General features: G+C 40.8%; 17 protein-coding genes. 6 read left to right on the forward strand and 11 right to left on the reverse strand.

Annotated elements, in window-relative coordinates; genetic code table 11:
• Positions 1-5: 5 nt before the first annotated feature.
• Positions 6-524, forward strand: a complete 519-nt coding sequence (locus V6W81_RS16100) for a hypothetical protein (RefSeq protein ID WP_338539720.1) — start codon at positions 6-8, stop codon at positions 522-524.
• 113 nt (positions 525-637) lie between these two features.
• Here V6W81_RS16100 and V6W81_RS16105 read toward each other — a convergent pair whose 3' ends face one another.
• The 4 genes from V6W81_RS16105 to V6W81_RS16120 form a co-directional block, all read right to left on the reverse strand.
• Positions 638-1522 (reverse strand): AraC family transcriptional regulator, encoded by an 885-nt coding sequence (locus tag V6W81_RS16105; protein WP_338539721.1) that lies wholly within the window; start codon positions 1520-1522, stop codon positions 638-640.
• 79 nt (positions 1523-1601) lie between these two features.
• A complete protein-coding gene (locus V6W81_RS16110; RefSeq protein WP_338539722.1) occupies positions 1602-2519 on the reverse strand; it encodes an alpha/beta hydrolase in 918 nt (305 codons plus the stop codon).
• A 66-nt stretch (positions 2520-2585) separates the two neighbouring features.
• Positions 2586-2927: a hypothetical protein gene (locus V6W81_RS16115; protein ID WP_338539723.1), complete on the reverse strand. Its 342-nt coding sequence runs from the start codon at positions 2925-2927 to the stop codon at positions 2586-2588.
• 40 nt (positions 2928-2967) lie between these two features.
• Positions 2968-3606 carry a hypothetical protein gene (locus V6W81_RS16120; RefSeq protein ID WP_338539724.1) on the reverse strand — a complete coding sequence of 213 codons (639 nt, stop codon included), beginning with the start codon at positions 3604-3606 and terminating at the stop codon, positions 2968-2970.
• 327 nt (positions 3607-3933) lie between these two features.
• On the opposite strand from V6W81_RS16120, the gene V6W81_RS16125 reads away from it, so the two are divergent.
• The 3 genes from V6W81_RS16125 to V6W81_RS16135 all read left to right on the forward strand — a co-directional run bounded on the left by V6W81_RS16125 (position 3934) and on the right by V6W81_RS16135 (position 6370).
• Positions 3934-4380, forward strand: coding sequence for a hypothetical protein (locus V6W81_RS16125; protein ID WP_145048954.1), 447 nt, complete (start codon positions 3934-3936; stop codon positions 4378-4380).
• 35 nt (positions 4381-4415) lie between these two features.
• Complete coding sequence (locus V6W81_RS16130; RefSeq protein WP_145048952.1) at positions 4416-4868, forward strand: hypothetical protein; 453 nt, start codon at positions 4416-4418, stop codon at positions 4866-4868.
• A 350-nt stretch (positions 4869-5218) separates the two neighbouring features.
• Entirely contained in the window at positions 5219-6370 is a 1152-nt protein-coding gene (locus V6W81_RS16135) for an MBL fold metallo-hydrolase (RefSeq protein WP_260985438.1), read from the forward strand.
• 91 nt (positions 6371-6461) lie between these two features.
• On the opposite strand, the gene V6W81_RS16140 is transcribed toward V6W81_RS16135, so the two are convergent.
• The 4 genes from V6W81_RS16140 to V6W81_RS16155 all read right to left on the reverse strand — a co-directional run bounded on the left by V6W81_RS16140 (position 6462) and on the right by V6W81_RS16155 (position 11645).
• Complete coding sequence (locus V6W81_RS16140; protein WP_338539725.1) at positions 6462-7634, reverse strand: FAD-dependent oxidoreductase; 1173 nt, start codon at positions 7632-7634, stop codon at positions 6462-6464.
• Positions 7635-8067: 433 nt separating this feature from the next.
• On the reverse strand, positions 8068-9309 hold the full coding sequence (locus V6W81_RS16145; RefSeq protein ID WP_338539726.1) for a DUF418 domain-containing protein: 1242 nt from the start codon (positions 9307-9309) through the stop codon (positions 8068-8070).
• 188 nt (positions 9310-9497) lie between these two features.
• Entirely contained in the window at positions 9498-10388 is an 891-nt protein-coding gene (gene murB / locus V6W81_RS16150) for a UDP-N-acetylmuramate dehydrogenase (RefSeq protein WP_338539727.1), read from the reverse strand.
• A 399-nt stretch (positions 10389-10787) separates the two neighbouring features.
• Positions 10788-11645, reverse strand: a complete 858-nt coding sequence (locus tag V6W81_RS16155; protein ID WP_338539728.1) for an aldo/keto reductase — start codon at positions 11643-11645, stop codon at positions 10788-10790.
• A 276-nt stretch (positions 11646-11921) separates the two neighbouring features.
• Between V6W81_RS16155 and V6W81_RS16160 the strand changes: the two genes are divergently transcribed.
• Entirely contained in the window at positions 11922-12818 is an 897-nt protein-coding gene (locus V6W81_RS16160) for a LysR family transcriptional regulator (RefSeq protein ID WP_145048946.1), read from the forward strand.
• A gap of 63 nt (positions 12819-12881) precedes the next feature.
• Here V6W81_RS16160 and V6W81_RS16165 read toward each other — a convergent pair whose 3' ends face one another.
• Positions 12882-14060: an MFS transporter gene (locus tag V6W81_RS16165; RefSeq protein WP_338539729.1), complete on the reverse strand. Its 1179-nt coding sequence runs from the start codon at positions 14058-14060 to the stop codon at positions 12882-12884.
• Between the two features lie 698 nt (positions 14061-14758).
• Positions 14759-15643 (reverse strand): SDR family oxidoreductase, encoded by an 885-nt coding sequence (locus tag V6W81_RS16170; protein ID WP_338539730.1) that lies wholly within the window; start codon positions 15641-15643, stop codon positions 14759-14761.
• Positions 15644-15788: 145 nt separating this feature from the next.
• On the opposite strand from V6W81_RS16170, the gene V6W81_RS16175 reads away from it, so the two are divergent.
• A complete protein-coding gene (locus V6W81_RS16175) occupies positions 15789-16136 on the forward strand; it encodes a winged helix-turn-helix transcriptional regulator (protein WP_338539731.1) in 348 nt (115 codons plus the stop codon).
• A gap of 175 nt (positions 16137-16311) precedes the next feature.
• Here V6W81_RS16175 and V6W81_RS16180 read toward each other — a convergent pair whose 3' ends face one another.
• The gene (locus tag V6W81_RS16180) at positions 16312-17088 is read right to left on the reverse strand and encodes an IclR family transcriptional regulator (protein WP_145048940.1); all 777 of its coding nucleotides are present in this window, start codon (positions 17086-17088) and stop codon (positions 16312-16314) included.
• Positions 17089-17102 lie beyond the last annotated feature (14 nt).

The following is a 17102-nucleotide window of genomic DNA, read 5'->3' on the forward strand; positions in this document are numbered from 1 at the left end:
ATTTTATGAAGAAAAGATATACTAAACTCATCACCTGGGCTGCTGTTATACTGTCAATTGCCACAATTGTTGTACTCATTAATAATTATAACAACAATAAAAACGCTGAGATCAATTCACGGTATTATCAAGGTCTCGTTTCGAGAGTACAGAAGCTGGATCAGACACTGGATAAGATCAAAGAGTCAGAGGCAAACGGTAATGCTGTGCCGGAATTTGATGTGCTTCTTGATATTAATTTTGTAAATGACTTTTTCACTACTATAAAAGAACAAACAAGAGGTTTTCCTGATGTAGATGTTCTACGAAATGATTTTACATTATTCAGATTTGAATACGCCAATGTTGTGAGAAAACAGTTAGAAAGTAATGAACAAGATACGGAGATACAATTAAAAGTAGCCCATCAGATCAAGCTTTTTCTAGACGAATTACTTGAAGAATATGAGGATTCTATACTATTCTCGGATCAATTTAATGCAGCAGCTCAGCATATCAAACCACTAATCCATCTTAACTTTTGATCATCATCCGTTCCCATCGTTTATAGGTTATATTCAACTCATACATTTGACGCTCAGTTTAATGCAAACGCAAAAAGCCGCTGGATTTCAGCGGCATTCAATCTCAATGCAAATTATGATAATTTTCTAACAGCAAACCACAGCTCTACAAAGTTCAAACCATCCTTCTCACCCGTAATTTCGAACTCCAATCCATCCACTTGTTCATACCCTGTAGTAGGAAGCCACTCTGAGTAGAATCGTTTGTATAGCGTTTCAATCGTGTCATTGAATTGATCCCATGTAAAGAGATCGGATGAGAAAATTGCCCATGTATGAGCTGGAATCATAACGCTAGCGTAGCCTTCCGTTTTACTCATTTCGTTTTTGAAGGCACATAACATGTATGGAAAGGTATCTTCTCCGGTTTTTTGATAGCTACAAGCAGCGTGTACTTTATGATAATGCTCATTCAAGAAATCAGGATGGTCACCCGCATTCGCAGCGAGCTTCTCAACCTCCCCGTTCTCGTGGCTGTGCTTCCATAGGTTCGCCGGAGTGTCTACTCCGTTTACTTGAAACACCTTCGCTATTCCGAATATTTGAAAGGCCTCTTTGGTTTCGATACGATAGTTCATAGCCGTCTCCCCTTTAATTGAAATAAGGAAGGATAACCGAGGATAGGCTTTGAGGGCAGTTCCTTCTTCACGAGCCATTGCTGGATTAACACCGTGTAGTGACTGAAACGCCCGCGCGAATGAAACCGGAGATTCATAACCATACTTTAAGGCAATGTCTACAACTTTTGTTTTGCTATTCTGCAATTCAATGGCAGCGAGCGTAAGCCGTCTTCTTCTGATATACTCTGCAAGTGATACATTGGTAATAAATGAGAACATTCGCTGAAACTGATGTGAAGAACAACAAGCCTGCTCAGCAACTTCCTTCAGTTCAATCTCGCCGCTTAAATTGACTTCAATGTAATCTAGTGCCCGATTCATGCGCATAAGCCAATCCATCTGATCCCTCCTCTTATCCAAAGTATAGGTGTACCAACGTTTCGCATCGCAACCATCTGTGCACAAAAAAGTTTCGTCTTTACAACGAAGCCGTCATATTCGCTTGTTCAACATGCTGCCAATTGGTATTGTGCATCATCTCCGCCGCATCTCCATGAAATGCCTGCATGGCTTGCTGATCATTGAGAAGACGATATCTCATCCAAGCCGTCAAATACCCCCTGTGATTGCCACCATTACCTTCAATCGCTGTATGCGCTGCCCCTTTTGCCATTCCCATCATCACAGGTGTGTTGCTCGCCGTATGTTGTAAAGCCAATTGATTCGTTGATACGGGTGAAATTAGAAAATCTCGTGTGCCACCCATGATGAAGAAGGGTACTGTAATCTGCGATGTATCGTATACATCTTCTGGATCACAATGTTTCAAGTCCGGGAGAGCGATAGATACAATCGTCTTGATCTTTGAACCACTTGTATAGTTGGTATGAGCATTAATAACTCCCGTAGAACCTTGCGAATGTCCAGCAACACCTATTTGTTCTTTTTGTATTTTCTCGTAAAAGATACTGCCCGACCGTTCGTTCTCCTGTGTTAAATAATCAATCGCTTCCACAATCTCTTGGCCTGTTCCTGTGGTCCTGCTATAAGAGTCGATGACAACAAAACCCCAGCTAGCAAGATGAGTTAAGAGCTCATTGTAATGATCTGGAGTAGCGCCTGTTCCATTCCCCCACGAAATGATAGGATAGGATTCATCTTTTTGAAATGCTGGATAGTAGATTCGGTATACAGGGTCATCCGTAGGACTCATCACTTCTTCGACCTGGACAAGATGACTCCCGGGCTGCGCATAATGCTGTTCAATGCTTCCCTCTGAAAGATTCGGTACATTAGAGTGTGTAATTATCTGTAAGAAAACTGTCACTGACACAGCAATGATAAGAACGATCGCTAACAACCATACCAACCACGTTCGTTTTCTCCGAATCATCATATACATGACCTCTACATTCATGAATAGGCTAATAATAAGTTATGTTGTCTTTTAACATCTTGGGGGTTACAGCATTAATATAAAAACAAGGGACGAGATAAAGCTTATTAACGCAGTGGTAATAAGCAGACAACTGAATAAGATTTTCTCAAGCAAGTTTCCCCGAAGTTTTCTCCGAATCAGGTACAAGTAAATTAACACCATAATCACAACCGGTAGATATTGATGAAGATCCGATCCGTCTGTACTTGGTAATACAGTAGAAATAATACCTCTCATCGTGTCATTATCAATCATTAGTCCATATGAGACGCCGAATAGTGCTGAAACCAAAAAATGAGATACGACCTGAACTCGTTTGTGCGTCAGAAAATAAAAGCGTGGTTTACGGTACAATTCGTTGACCATGAATACTGTACCTCCTCAAATTTTAGAGAATGTAAAGTATCTATTTAAGCGGATATCTGATCTGAATGTTATGTACGGATTGTAATCCCTCGTAAAGTGCATGGTTATGATCAGCCCCCACAATACATAGAATTCGTGCATTTGTATTGTCTTTGATGGCATTTTTGATCCGTTGCAGCATGATTTCATGCCTGCATTCCCATCTCACCGCATGCGATCTCGAATCCAATTGAGCGATCCACTGATACTTAAGCTTCGTGACATCATCAAACGCTTGATTATTAAACGGGATTCCCCCTTCACTTGATGCTGCGAGCTGTTTCTGCCACCAATTCTCCAATTCATGATCTAACTCTTCTTTTTGAGCGTCTGTATAACTCCGCAATGGATCAAAATCGTTCCAGATATCCAGTTCAACCCAATCGATGGGAACAAATTTGTAGTTTTGCTCCTCGCACAGTGTAAATATAAGATCATAATATTCGCTTGGAGGTTCTCCCCAGTACCCTCTTTCTATTGGATTTATTGTGTATTTCTCAAAACTAGAAGGTAGTACCTCACCACATATGACGTCTGGTTTAAAATCCAAAATCAACTCCTTCAGGATATCCAGTGTTAAATGATGCTGAATTCGCAATGCATTATCGTGCACAACGCCTAAGATCCCTACAACTGTCATACATACATCCCCTTCAAATCATAGTACTTATGCCTTTTTTTCGTTTTACAGTAACAACATCCATACTTTGTATATCGTATCACATATATTATGTTATCTCTTAAATTAGGAGGTGAAGCAACAACATTTTCGAGATTACGAGTACACACAGATTGGAAGTTTGGCCAACTCTAGTTCTGTGCAGATTGAAGTTTATGAACAAGTCTCAACTGCTCCGCTAGTTCAGGCTATGGACTGTAGAGATTGGGACAAACTCTTGTGCCATTGTATTTGTTATTCTCGTCGGATTAAATCAAGAAAATAGGATGATAGATTGGAGGAATCATCATGGTACGTACGTTAGATGCCCGTACTTCGCTTGGATCAAACGGTGTTGCTCCACTTAACATTAATCTACCTGCCAATACACCTACGCTCGTTGGTATCCTCGGACTTAACATCATCAATCCAGGACTATTAATCCGCACACAGTTTAATGGAACCTATCGCATCTCTGTGGCTAACTTGTCCTCGATCCCTTCTGCTGTTCGATTCGAAATCTATAGAGGCTCCACGAATACAGGTACACCGATCTACGTTGTCCAAAATCCGGTATTTCCTTCGGTAGGGAGCATTATAGCCAGTTTTGAAGGTTCGGATTACAATGTGCCTCCTCCTCCTTCAGGACAATTAATCTATTCATGTTATGTGACATTTGTTCCGGCATCGCCTACAGAAGTAGCTACGCGTGTAGGGCCGGAATGTTTCAATGCTGTCACATACAGTGATGACTAAATCCCAACTCTGATGAATTAGAAAGGAGGATGACTATGGTCAGAACGTTAGACGCACGGACATCTCAAGGTTCTAATGGACTGTACAGCCTAACTCCCAGCTTCACGAATGGTGTTCCGATCTTATTTGCTCAGGTTGCATTACAAGTTAATAATCCAGGTCCATTCGTGCGGACACTTTTCGCTGGAATAGTCGAACTTACTGCCAATGTGCTGCCTGTGAATGGGGATTTGGTTATCGAAGTATACCGAGGATTGGGTGCTTCGCAGCAATTGGTTTATCGTGCAGGCACTATTGTAGTAGCGGATCAATTTTTCAGCCCATGTGTATTCAGTTTTACCGGCTCTGAGTATAATGTGCCAACCGCAGGTAGTAGTCAGATTATCTATTCCGTATATGCTACGTTCAGCTATAATCCTTTGTATAATGTGAGTGGTATTAGATTAGGGCCTGAAAGCTTTAACGCAACCCTCTACTCCGATGATTAGAAGGTTCGCATCGACTTGGAAATTCCGTTTGAGTTAAACACAAAAACAGCCAGACACCTGAACTATCCCTTCGTTGTAGAGGTTTATAAGCAATGGGGTTCGTTTTATAGGCTGAATGGCTGTTTTTGTTGTTCGTGAAGCGTTAAGCTAGCGTCTCTCAAAAATTAGTCTTTCAGTTTAAATAATGATCAAAAATCTATAGATCACTTCACCCTTTGGGAGATAGTATATATCGTTCATTGAATATCGTTTACTACTCGTCCATCTAAGTGTATGCTAAGATCACTTCCGATCTATCTTTCTGAGGAAAAACAAGGTTAGGAGTATTATCGCTACGTCAGGAGGCGAATATGAAAAGAAAAGGAAGATTGAAGAAAATGGTAATCTACATAGTAAGTTCTCTACTCATGGTCATCGTTGGAGCTCTATTATTTATGCTACTTTACCCGAGCTTTGGCGGTAATCCATCCAAAGAACAAAAGGAAACCTATAAGCAGCTTGAAAATTATACAAACGGAAAGTTTGTGAACGAAGTATCAGGCAAGTCTGACTTAGATTCCTGGAAAACCTTGTTCGAAGGTACAACAGATGGCGCGACGCGGAAAGAGAAAAAGCCTTCCAGCCCACAACCCGTTGCAGAGATCGATTGGAATAAGGTTAACAACGATGAAGACAGCATCACTTGGTTGGGACATTCCACATACCTGCTAAGTATGGATAACCGCAAAATGTTGGTAGACCCTATGTTGGAGTCGGTCGCGTCCCCTGTTTCATTTGTAGGTTCGAAGCGATATCCGTATAGTACAGACATTTACAGCACCATTGTTTCTGAAATGCCCACCATCGATGCGGTATTAATCACACATGATCACTACGACCATTTAGATTACGCAACGGTTGTTGAACTGAAAGACAAGGTGTCACGCTTCATTGTTCCTCTTGGAGTTAGTGGTCATCTTGTACGTTGGGGAGTCCCTGCAAGTCAAATAACGGAATTAAACTGGTGGGACGAAATAGAATTCGAAGGAATGACCCTTGCGTTAGGACCTGCCCGACATTTTTCTGGTAGAAGCTTGTTCAATATGAACAGTACGTTATGGGGAAGTTGGGTTATCTCAGGTACTGAGAATCGCTTGTTTATTAGTGGTGACGGAGGATATGGAGCACATTTCGAGGAAATTGGCCGCAAGTATGGACCGTTCGACTTAGCTGTAATTGAGGGAGGACAGTATGACAAGAAATGGTCTGATATTCATATGATTCCCGAACAATCTATTCAAGCTAGCCTAGACGTTAACACGACCAAAATGATGCTTAGTCACTGGGGCGCATTCACGCTAGCCAGTCATGACTGGAGAGATCCGATTCAACGAGCTATTAAGGCGGCAAAAGAAAAAGACGTCGATATTGTCGTTCCTCAAATAGGCGAAACCCTCTCGATCTCAGCGCTTAAACCTGCGTTACCTTCCTGGTGGGATGAAAACTCGGAAATAGAAGGTTAAACAAAACGTAACATAATTATTCCAATAGATACACCCCATTGATTAGAACATTTCTATACCAATGGGGTGTTTTTTCTTTATTTCTTTCTTTTTATAGACACTCTGTTTCCCAATGAATCGTATAATTGGCATCAATCTTCGATCCGCTAAATAGTCCAATATCAAAACCATTACTGAAATCAAATCCTTTACTCACGTCAAAAATATCTAAACTGCCCAGAATAGCTCGAATACGTTCTTTACGATCAGCTTCCAAATAATATAGCGCATCTGTATAATGATGTTTCTTTAACATTTTAGCTAAGTACATCGCGTCTTCCAGCGCAACAGAGCAGCCATATCCAGTGTTCGGGTTGATCGTGTGCGCGGCATCTCCAATGACAACCGCTCGTCCTTTAGACCAGCTAGGGATGGGATCCACGCTATATATTTGTTTCGGAATAATATGAGCAGAATTTCGGATGATCTCTGATAACGCTCCATTCCCACCATATTCCTGAATGAGATCAGATTTAATTTCATCCAGCGTTCTGAACTCAAATTCCTCTTTTGAACGTTTTCTTTCCTGATATCCAGAAGCTTGCCATGAGAGATTAAGTTCATGCGTAGGATTGCTTTTGGAAACGAGAAAATTCGCATTTTGTGTAAAATAAAACAGTTCATCGCCATCCATCAGATGACGGATTGGATCACTATTCATATCCTTAAATGAGGCAAGTCCATATAATCCCCAGGATTTAGCATAACTCAACACATGGCTAGGGAATAGTTGGTTTCTTACCGTTGAATGTAAACCATCTGCACCAACTAATAACGTGCCCGTCTCCTGATGACCATCTTCAAAGTAGGCCGTGATGTTCGAAGCATCCTGGGTGAAGTGGGTAAGCTTTTTATTATAATGAATTTCAACACCATCCAATTCAGCTTGTCTCATCAGTATTTCAACTAAGTCCGACCGTTGCATGTATATAGATCGTCTGCTAAAAACAGAATCCTGCATCAGATTGATTGAAGCAATCTCCATATCGTCAGTCGTCAAGATCCGCATGCGATCAGCAGAGTGACTGTTCTGTTGAGCCTGATCTTCTATTCCTAACTCCTTCATTACGTGCACACCGCTCTTGTTAATACGGAAGCTGGATCCTTCCACTCTTTTGTATGGGAAATTCTCATATACCGCACAATCCATTCCTGCCTTTTTCAAGAACATAGCTAATGTAAGACCACTAATACCTGCTCCGATAATCATGACTTTTTGATTCATAAACCTTCCTCCTCATATTTCACTAATTTTTTAGTAGGGCTGACCACTCTGAAAAAATGCATTAAAGGATAGAAATTGTATTTCCTCCAACTGGAGAAACCTCATCGCGACTTTATTTTGTTTCTGTAGAAAACATTCATATTAATCACCTCCTCTATTAAAATATAGATTTTTATATCTTTTGATAGTATAATATATCATAAATACACTCAAATCAAATTTCTAATTTTTATTATCAGAGCGCGCTTCACTTCTCTTAACTAGTTCACATGGCTGTAACAATGTCTAACCTTCTCGCCTTATGGCCTTATAGCCAGCACAACAAAAAAACCGCGATCATTATGATCAGCGGTTTTAGGCTACTAAAGTTTATGGCATTCCAATTTGTTAATCGTACATCTTCACACGTGATGATCTTGTAGATTTAATTCATTCAGTTTATACCCGGTGCATTATCTGAAGTCATTTGCTTAGAGCTTTTCTTCTTTCGTGGCTGCCCTTTCCATGAAAGGTATGTCCATATCCGTAGAATGTGTTCCACAGGACCGCTACGAAACCTCTTGAGATAAAGTGGACTGATCCACAATTGTAACCCATAGACCGCAAGCGCAATAAGCGCACCCACAAATACGCCAGCACGGCCAAAGAGCCCTAGACCGTATCCATAAAAAATCATCGTGCAAATGACGCTCTGCATCAGGTAATTTGTTAGTGACAGACGACCCACGGCTTCGAACCTACTGAGCAGATTCACGCGGCTATCTCTCGTATATAATAGTGCAAAAGCGTAAATATAACCAAGGGCTAACAAAGAGCCCCCAATCGCTTCCCCAATTCCGATCGCGAACCATTCCTCTTCCCCACGAATGAGTTGCACGATTACACTGTAGGCTTTGAGCACCAAACCAACAGGTATGAGCAACTTAGCACGACGAATATAAACTTGTCGCATAGCTTGTGGATCGTCAAAAGTCCCCCTTCTTGCAGCGTGCATACCTAGAAGAAACATCGGGACAGTCATAAGTGGAGTAAACACCAGAAGCAGGAGAATCGAAGCCGGATTCAATTCATCGCCAAACGGATCACCATGATTATTGAAATCCTTAATCTCTGCATAACTTCCACTTCCGAAAACTTCTTGACTCTGAATAATATAAGTTTCCATCTGCGAGGTTGGGTTAGCTAGCGGATTCATGGGATTGGAACCTGGCAGACCCGATAAACCAGCTACAACCAGTAGCATAATCGCCCAGATTAGCAATGTCTTCGGCTTTCGATTCAGAAACATTAATAAGAAGAATCCAAGTACACCGTAAAACGCAAGGATGTCTCCTTCCCAGACATAATTGATATGTAACAATCCGATACCAAACAAGAGCAAAAAACGGCGAGACAGATGACACTTTGGTCGTAATTCTCGGGATTGCAGGCTTTCTGTCAGTTTAATCATACCGAAGCCAAACATAAATGCAAAAATTGGCATGAAGCTGCCCACCACAGCAATCTTTAACAATGAGTAGACAGCTCGATCTATGCCTTCAACACCGAACAATTGAAGTTCATTCTGACCATATACCCCGTATTGGAACGCCAACATATTGGCCATTAATATGCCAGCCAAACTAAAACCACGCAATCCATCAATGAGCCTGATGCGCGTTGGAGATGTATTCAATCCGTTACCACCTACCTTTTTCCATATTAGTAAAAAAGTAATTCTAGCACATCTTTTCTAAAGAGTCATCTTAACTTTTCATGCTGGAAAAGTACAAAAAAAAGGATGCTCCGTAGCGTTATGCTAGGATACATCCTATTTATACGTTGAAACGCACTTCCTCTTTTCACTTTTTGGAAAATAATTATTTACTCCCCTAAAAAGATAACTTCTGTTTCTAATTGGACATTAAATTTAGCGTAAACTGTCTCTTTGATCAAGTTAATTAATTCTTGATAATCCTGAGCAGTCGCGTGATCAGCATTAATAATAAAACCCGCATGCTTCAATGAAATCTCTGCGCCTCCTATGCGAGTTCCTTGTAAGTTGCAGTCTTGAATAAGCTTACCGACAAAATGACCCTCTGGACGTTTAAACACGCTACCACAAGAAGGATATTCAAGAGGCTGTTTGGCTTCTCTCAACATCGTTAGTTCCTTCATCTTCGCAGCAATAGCTTCTTTATCGCCCTTTTGCAGTTTAAAGGTAACCTCAAGAATAATATATTCATTATCCTTAAAGATACTGTTACGATAACTCAGCTTCATCTCTTCGCGAGACATCGTCATCCGCTGTCCATCTCGCGTAATGACATCTGCACTTTCGACCACATCATCCACCTGGCCACCATAAGCACCTGCATTCATATATATGGCACCCCCTGTACTACCAGGGATTCCACATGCAAACTCTAGACCGGTGAAGCCGTGATCCAATGCAGTTCGTGAGACATCGATAATATTGGCACCACTTTGTGCAATAATGGTGTCCTCGTGCACTTTAATTTGATCAAAATGACTTAAAGACATAGTTATGCCTCGAATGCCCTTATCTTTTATGATTACATTCGACCCTTTTCCAATAATCGTGAGGGGAATCTGATGTGATTTGGCAATTTGTACAACGTTTACGATTTCTTCTGTCGTTGTTGGATGGATCAGTGTATCCGCATAACCACCTACTTTTACATAAGTGTGGTCTTTCAAAGGTTCATTTGATCTAAGTTTTTCTCTAGGTATTACATTTTCAAAAATGTCCATTTAACGTTCTCCCTACTACTGACTGGTTTTTAGATAAGACTTTAAGCATGCAGTGTACATGTATAGCAACAACTGTATTCCCTCATATTTCAGTATGAAATTTTATCGATAAATATACCGCGCGCATTACAATTCATCTGAAGAAGTTTATGATCGAATCCACAGTTGCTGCAGCTCCAGCTACCAAAATAACACGATACGTGTAATTACGCTATAATCTTAACCATCGTTTACATTCTGAAGTCGCATAACCATTATACAAAAATGTTTATAATACTTAAAATTAATTCTGAATATTAATTATTTCAGGTCGTAATGCTGACTCAAACAAAAAAAGCCGCGTGGTAGCGGCTTGGAAATATTCACGTATATTGTATACGATAATTGATAAAACGACTTTTATTTCCCACTGAATACAGGGAAGTAACTATGCTCACCATAGTCCTGAATGTGTGCTACATGTTTAAGATCGTCCATATCAGCATCAGTGATAACAAAATCAAGCTCAGCGTTCATTCTCATATGTTCTGGGTTGGCTGTCTTCGGAATTACGACAAGACCAAGCTGAATACAGTAACGTAGACAGAGCTGGGCAACAGATACGCCGTACTTTTCAGATATGACTTTGACCTCTGGATGATGAAGAACGGCCCCGTGGGCAATGGGAGAATACGCTTCGATCAGGATGTCATGTTGCTGACAGAACTCAATAAGCTCCAGTGGTGTGTTACTTACATGTGCTAAGATTTGGTTAACCATAGGCTTGATCTTACAGCTGGCAAGAATATTCTCGATATCATCCTGAAGAAAGTTAGAGAGGCCGATCGCTTTTACTTTTCCTGCTTGATATGCGTCCTCTAATGCTCTCCACACGTCTCTATTCTCATCAAAATAACGCTTTTGTTCACGGAATTCCTTCCACGGCTGCGGGCTATGAATAATCATGAGATCAAGGTAATCGAGTCCCATTTTGGCTAAGGATTCATCGATTGAATGCATAGCTTCATCATAGGTTTTGGCTTCAGCTATAATTTTCGTTGTGATGAACAGCTCTTCTCTTGCGACACCAGAGGCACGAATGCCTTCCCCTACACCCGTCTCATTGTTATATGCCTGAGCTGTATCAATATGACGATACCCGATTGATATTGCGTCATGTACAGCCTGCTGAGCTTGCTCATCAGTAAGTAACCAAGTCCCGAGCCCTAATTGATGAATGGATAAGCCGTTGGATAATTGGAACGTTTCTTTGTACATCGTATATTCTCCTTTTCTAGATGATTCTTACTTGCTTGCATCAACTTAAGATGCGTCACTTATAATGAATGAATTCAATTTCATTTGTTTAATCAACTCACGTCTATTATTATATAAGTTAGAAATTCATATTCAATAGTTAAAGCATTGCGATTTGTCGATTTATTAACAGATCCATTGGAGTTGTTCATTATCTCTATCGATATGAAGTATTCGCAGAAAATCCCGTTAAGATAATCTAGGTACATGCCATTGAGTCACCCAAAGGAGAATACTATGGACATTCGAGTACTACGCTATTTTCTAGCCATCGCTAGAGAAGGCAATATGACTAAGGCAGCGACACTGCTTCACCTGACACAGCCTACACTCTCCAGACAGATCAAGGAGCTTGAGCTACAACTGGGAAAGAAACTCTTTGTCAGAAGTAGTCACAGTATCCTTCTTACTGAGGAGGGTCAGCTACTCCGCAAAAGAGCCGAAGAAATCGTCGAAATGATGGAAAAGCTGGAGTCCGAATTTCATTCCATGGAAGAAACGATTCGTGGAGACGTCTATATTGGCGGCGGTGAGACTGATGCAATGAAGCAGATTGCCCGGATCGTGCGAAAAATACAAGCATCCTATCCCGAGATTCGATACCATCTCTATAGCGGAAATGAAGAAGATGTTACCGAGAGACTAGATAAAGGTTTAATCGACTTTGGAATCTTAATTCAACCGGCTGATCTATCTAAATACAATTACGTCAATATTCCGGCCAAGGATGTCTGGGGTGTAGTCATGAGAAAAGACAGCTCTCTGGCTGAGAAATCGAGTATCCAAGTGGAAGACCTACTGGATCTGCCTCTCATCTGCTCACGTCAGGCGATGAAACAGACCTTTACCACCAATGAATTTCGTAACTGGTTTGGTGAACATTTCGATAAGCTGAATGTGGTTACCACGTTTAATCTTGCGTATAATGCAGCGATTATGGTTGAAGAAGGTGTCGGTTATGCCATAACACTACATAAGATTGTGAACACCTCTTCCGACAGTAACCTATGCTTTAGACCGTTAACGCCGAAGCTTGAGTCTGGTTTAAATATTGTGTGGAAAAAACATCAACTATTCTCTGCTGCCGCTGGACAATTTCTGGAAGAAATTCAGTCAAGCTTCTCCGAATCTTAATGCGCAGCACAACGTAGAACAACCACCCCGTCAGAACTCGCGTGCAGACGAGGTGGTTGACTGTTATATGGAAGCCGATGTTTGCGCGGCCGAGCTCTTCAAGGTGCTTCTAATTACAATCAGGACTAAACCTAATACAACACTAAAGATACCGACCAATATGATGTATTGAACACCCATCGTGGAGATGAACACGCCACCCAGAGCTGATCCTACAGTGGTGCCTACATTACATGATGTTACAAATAAACCATTCGCAAAATCAGGTGCCTCAAGCGCCACGGATGAGATCAGGTATTGATTCACATTCGCCATAATTCCTCCAGCCAAGATTCCCCATACAATGGTCAGCAACATCACAGGCACTTGATACTCACCAATCGTGAAAAGCACGATGTAAACTACACCTAGCAACAGGGGGAACAACAAGATTGACTTGGCTGGATAATCTGTCAGTACTTTACCAGCAATAATGTTCCCCAGCATATTAGCGCCACCAAATAGTAATAGCGTTGTGCTAGTCCATTGTGGCGTCATCTGAGTCACTGTGTATAAATATTCAGATACATAACTGTACACGCCAAATACAGATGCATTTAGCAACAACACCGCGAACATCGAAACCCACAATACTGGTTTTCTCAGCACCGAGAATTGAGAACCATATGATTGTTTTTCCTTCACAGGCATAGAAGGTACAAATATCAACGTGGCCACAAACACAATTATATTTACGACTGCGATAAACGTCATGGCCATTTCATAAGAGAACGCTGTGTCAATAAAACTTACGATAGGTACACCAGCTACCATGCCGGCTGAAACGCCAATAAATACTTTGGCTACCGCTTTTGGTGCTTCTTCTTGACTGACAGATGATCCTGCGACGGTAAATGCCAGTGACATATAGATCGGGTGGAACAAAGCCGGTATAATCCGGGCGATCAGCAACACTGTGAAGCTGGTAGTGAATATGGAAACTACATTTCCTATCACGAAAATACCTAATACAAGTAACATCACGTTTCTTCGGTTCATACCCGAGAATACTAACGGTAGAATAGGCCCCGAGACAGCAATACCTAGTGCAAATAAGCTTACAAGCAAGCCAGCTTGTGTAACACTTACACCAAAGTTCTCAGCAATGGTAGGTAATATCCCTATCACCCCCATTTCCGTGTTCAGTATCCCAAAAACACCTACGGTAAGTATGAATATTAATAATTTATTATTTTTAAGCAAAAAAACCTCTCCTGTCGTTATTGTTAAGTTGTTAATTCAGGCAATAAGCCAACCTTTCTATCAAATACAGTGAAATATCAATGCAAATCATTTGTAACATTTCACTTGTTTTCAAAAATGGCAGCTCAAAACCGAGCTGAGTTCCTCTCCCCCAGCTAAAGTACTCATTATTAGAGACATCAACCTTCAAAACTAAACAAAGTGATCAGCATGTATGATGGAAGTATCTTGTTATGAATTCGTTGCTGTACAGCCGAATAACGTTCCTCCTGTATCTCTATTTTATGAAAAATTTCTTATATTTCAAATACCTATAACTGATATCATGATATACCCCAGAAGCATTTCATGAATACCGAACACTCATCATTTGACTCAAAAGTATGCCTTCTTATGTTTGTTGACTAAAAAGTACTCTTCCTCATCTAACTAATAATCAATCTTGTTTGATTAATCAACATATGTATATAATAATCAAATTTGAATTTGATTCAATCGTTAATTGTTGTTGATCCGTCGATTAGACAACACACCTATTTAAACTGTTCATTAATTCGAAAGTTCGGATGATTTCACTGACAAGGTAGATCCTTCTGCTAAAAAAAGACCCACTCGTACACCATCATGAGCCACGCTAATTCAAGCATAACTATGTGATCTACAAGCAGGTCAATTTTATTTCGGTCCAACCACCATTACTAATTCTTCAAAAAGGAAACACGAATCCAGTCCGATATCGTAGAAAGGTTCACATTGTTTTGTAGGTTTTCATCTACTTCGTTAAAGGTAGGAAGCTTGTCAATATTGCTGCTTATCCATTGATAAAGCCCCTTTAGTCCTTCTGCATTTTGTGATCCTAACATCGGACTAATCGCTGCCTCAAAGTGCTCAAAAGGCAAGGAGACAAATTGAATCTCTTGACCAAGCACTTCGCTAAATTTCGCTGCAATTTCATTCCCTGTGTAGCCTTCGAGACCCGGAGCACCGTAAATGCTTCCCGCTAATTCAGGATGAGTCAATGCATACACATGATACTGCGCAGCATCATCTAAGCTAATCCAGCTTATTTTTTGATCTGCAGGCACTGGATAAGCCAATACCCCTTCGTTTAGCACGCCAGGGATCATGAAGTTCTCCAGATAAACAATCGGTTCTACAATGATGTAAGGTAATCCACTTCCCTTAACCTCTCCAATTAATTTGCGATTAAGTTCTACGGCTAATGTATTCGTTATATCATCTTGAGGGACAAATCCTCCGGTGTTTACGACAAGTAATTCTACTTTTGCGTTAACCGCTGCTTCGATGGCATGATCAATATACATTTGAACTTTGGCTGTATCAAACTCAACCGGAATGTTTAAGAACACACGATCCACACCTTCGTGAGCCTGAGCCAGAACTTCAGTATCAGACATGTCGCCTACTACAGCTTCAATTCCTTTACTCTGTAGCAGATCTGCTGCTTCAGGGTTACGTGTAATGCTTCTTACCTTCTTGCCACTTACAAGTAAACGATTCGCTACGGCTCCTCCTTGTGCGCCCGATGCCCCATATACTAAATATAGATGATCTTGTTTCATTATGGTGAGTCCCCTTTGTGGTCAAATTAGAATTGAACCATTAGACTTTCTAATGATACTATCAATATAGCAAATCAGATTAGACCGCATAAGTACGCACATTTGAGATATTAAGTATCCCATAAGATACTTAAGGAGGGACGAAATGAAACATCACGTTGACGCTTCTGATGACAGGTGTCCAGTCGAGGCCAGTATTAATCTAATCGGTGGTAAATGGAAAATCCTAATCTTGTATCACTTGATCTCGGATAAGTCGAAACGATTTAATGAACTTCAAAAAACACTTTCAACCATTACTCATCGAACATTAACACGACAATTGCGTGAGCTTGAGGAAGATCGATTGATCCGCCGGATCATCCATCCTGAGGTTCCACCCAAAGTTGAATATATGCTAACAGATACGGGCAGAAGTTTGGTGCCGATTCTAATGGAATTGCAGAATTGGGGAACGAACTACTTACAAAACTCAGATTTAGATCAGGCTTAATTGCCAAACTGCTCCCAATGCTTTCAACATTTGTGCTTGCTCTCTAGACATTAGTAACAGTTAAAATGCAAAGTGAAAAGGAGCAGTCTGCTGGCTAGCAGATTGCTCCTTTTTTGCACCAGTTAGATTCTAGGTTAAATACTTGGTAAGATACCGCATCCCAAAAATTCACAAGTTATTTATCCTGTTTAGCTGCTCCAGAAGGGTGATTCAAACCAAGGTGGTAAGAGATTTCTCTTGCGGTCTCTAAGATTTTATCAATAGTTCCTTGTTTATTTTCCTCCTTATAGAGGCTTAGTGGAATTGCACAGATAATACTCCCCACAACCTGATTCGTTGCATCAAATATGGGTGCACCGAAACCGATGGATTCGTTCTTGCGTTCACTGAAGGTATATGAATATCCCACACTTCTTATTTTCTCCACATCAGACCAGATATGCTGTACATCCGTGGGTTGAACTTCTTCTTGTTCAAGAACCTCTCCAATCTTCTCATCGGACAAAAAGGCCAAAATCGCCTTTCCACTCGCACCAATATGAATCGGTTGAAGAACGCCTAATTCTAGGCGGTATTGAAGTATATTGGAGCTATGAATGCCCAGAATAAAGGATAACTTCCGATATTGCTCCTGGTACTGTGCCAAATATACCGATTGTCCGACGTCTTGAGATAACTTCTTCAGATAGGGTTCAGCCACGGATTTTAATCCGAAGTTAGCGCTGATAAAGGAAGAAAGCCTAACCCACTCGTTTCCAATCGTATATTTATTGGTCTCCGGAATGATGTGTAAAATGTTCTCTTCTCTTAATGTCTTCAAGATGCGGTGAATGGAACTAGGTGGGCTATTTAAATAACGCGCTAGGTCATTAACACCCCATACTGCCTGTTGATCAATAAAAGCCTTCATAATCGTTAATGTCTTTAAAGTTACGTTCGATTTGTTTGTCATTAAATTGCACCCTT

The sequence above is a fragment of the Paenibacillus tundrae genome (assembly GCF_036884255.1).
In the GTDB taxonomy this organism is placed as follows: domain Bacteria; phylum Bacillota; class Bacilli; order Paenibacillales; family Paenibacillaceae; genus Paenibacillus.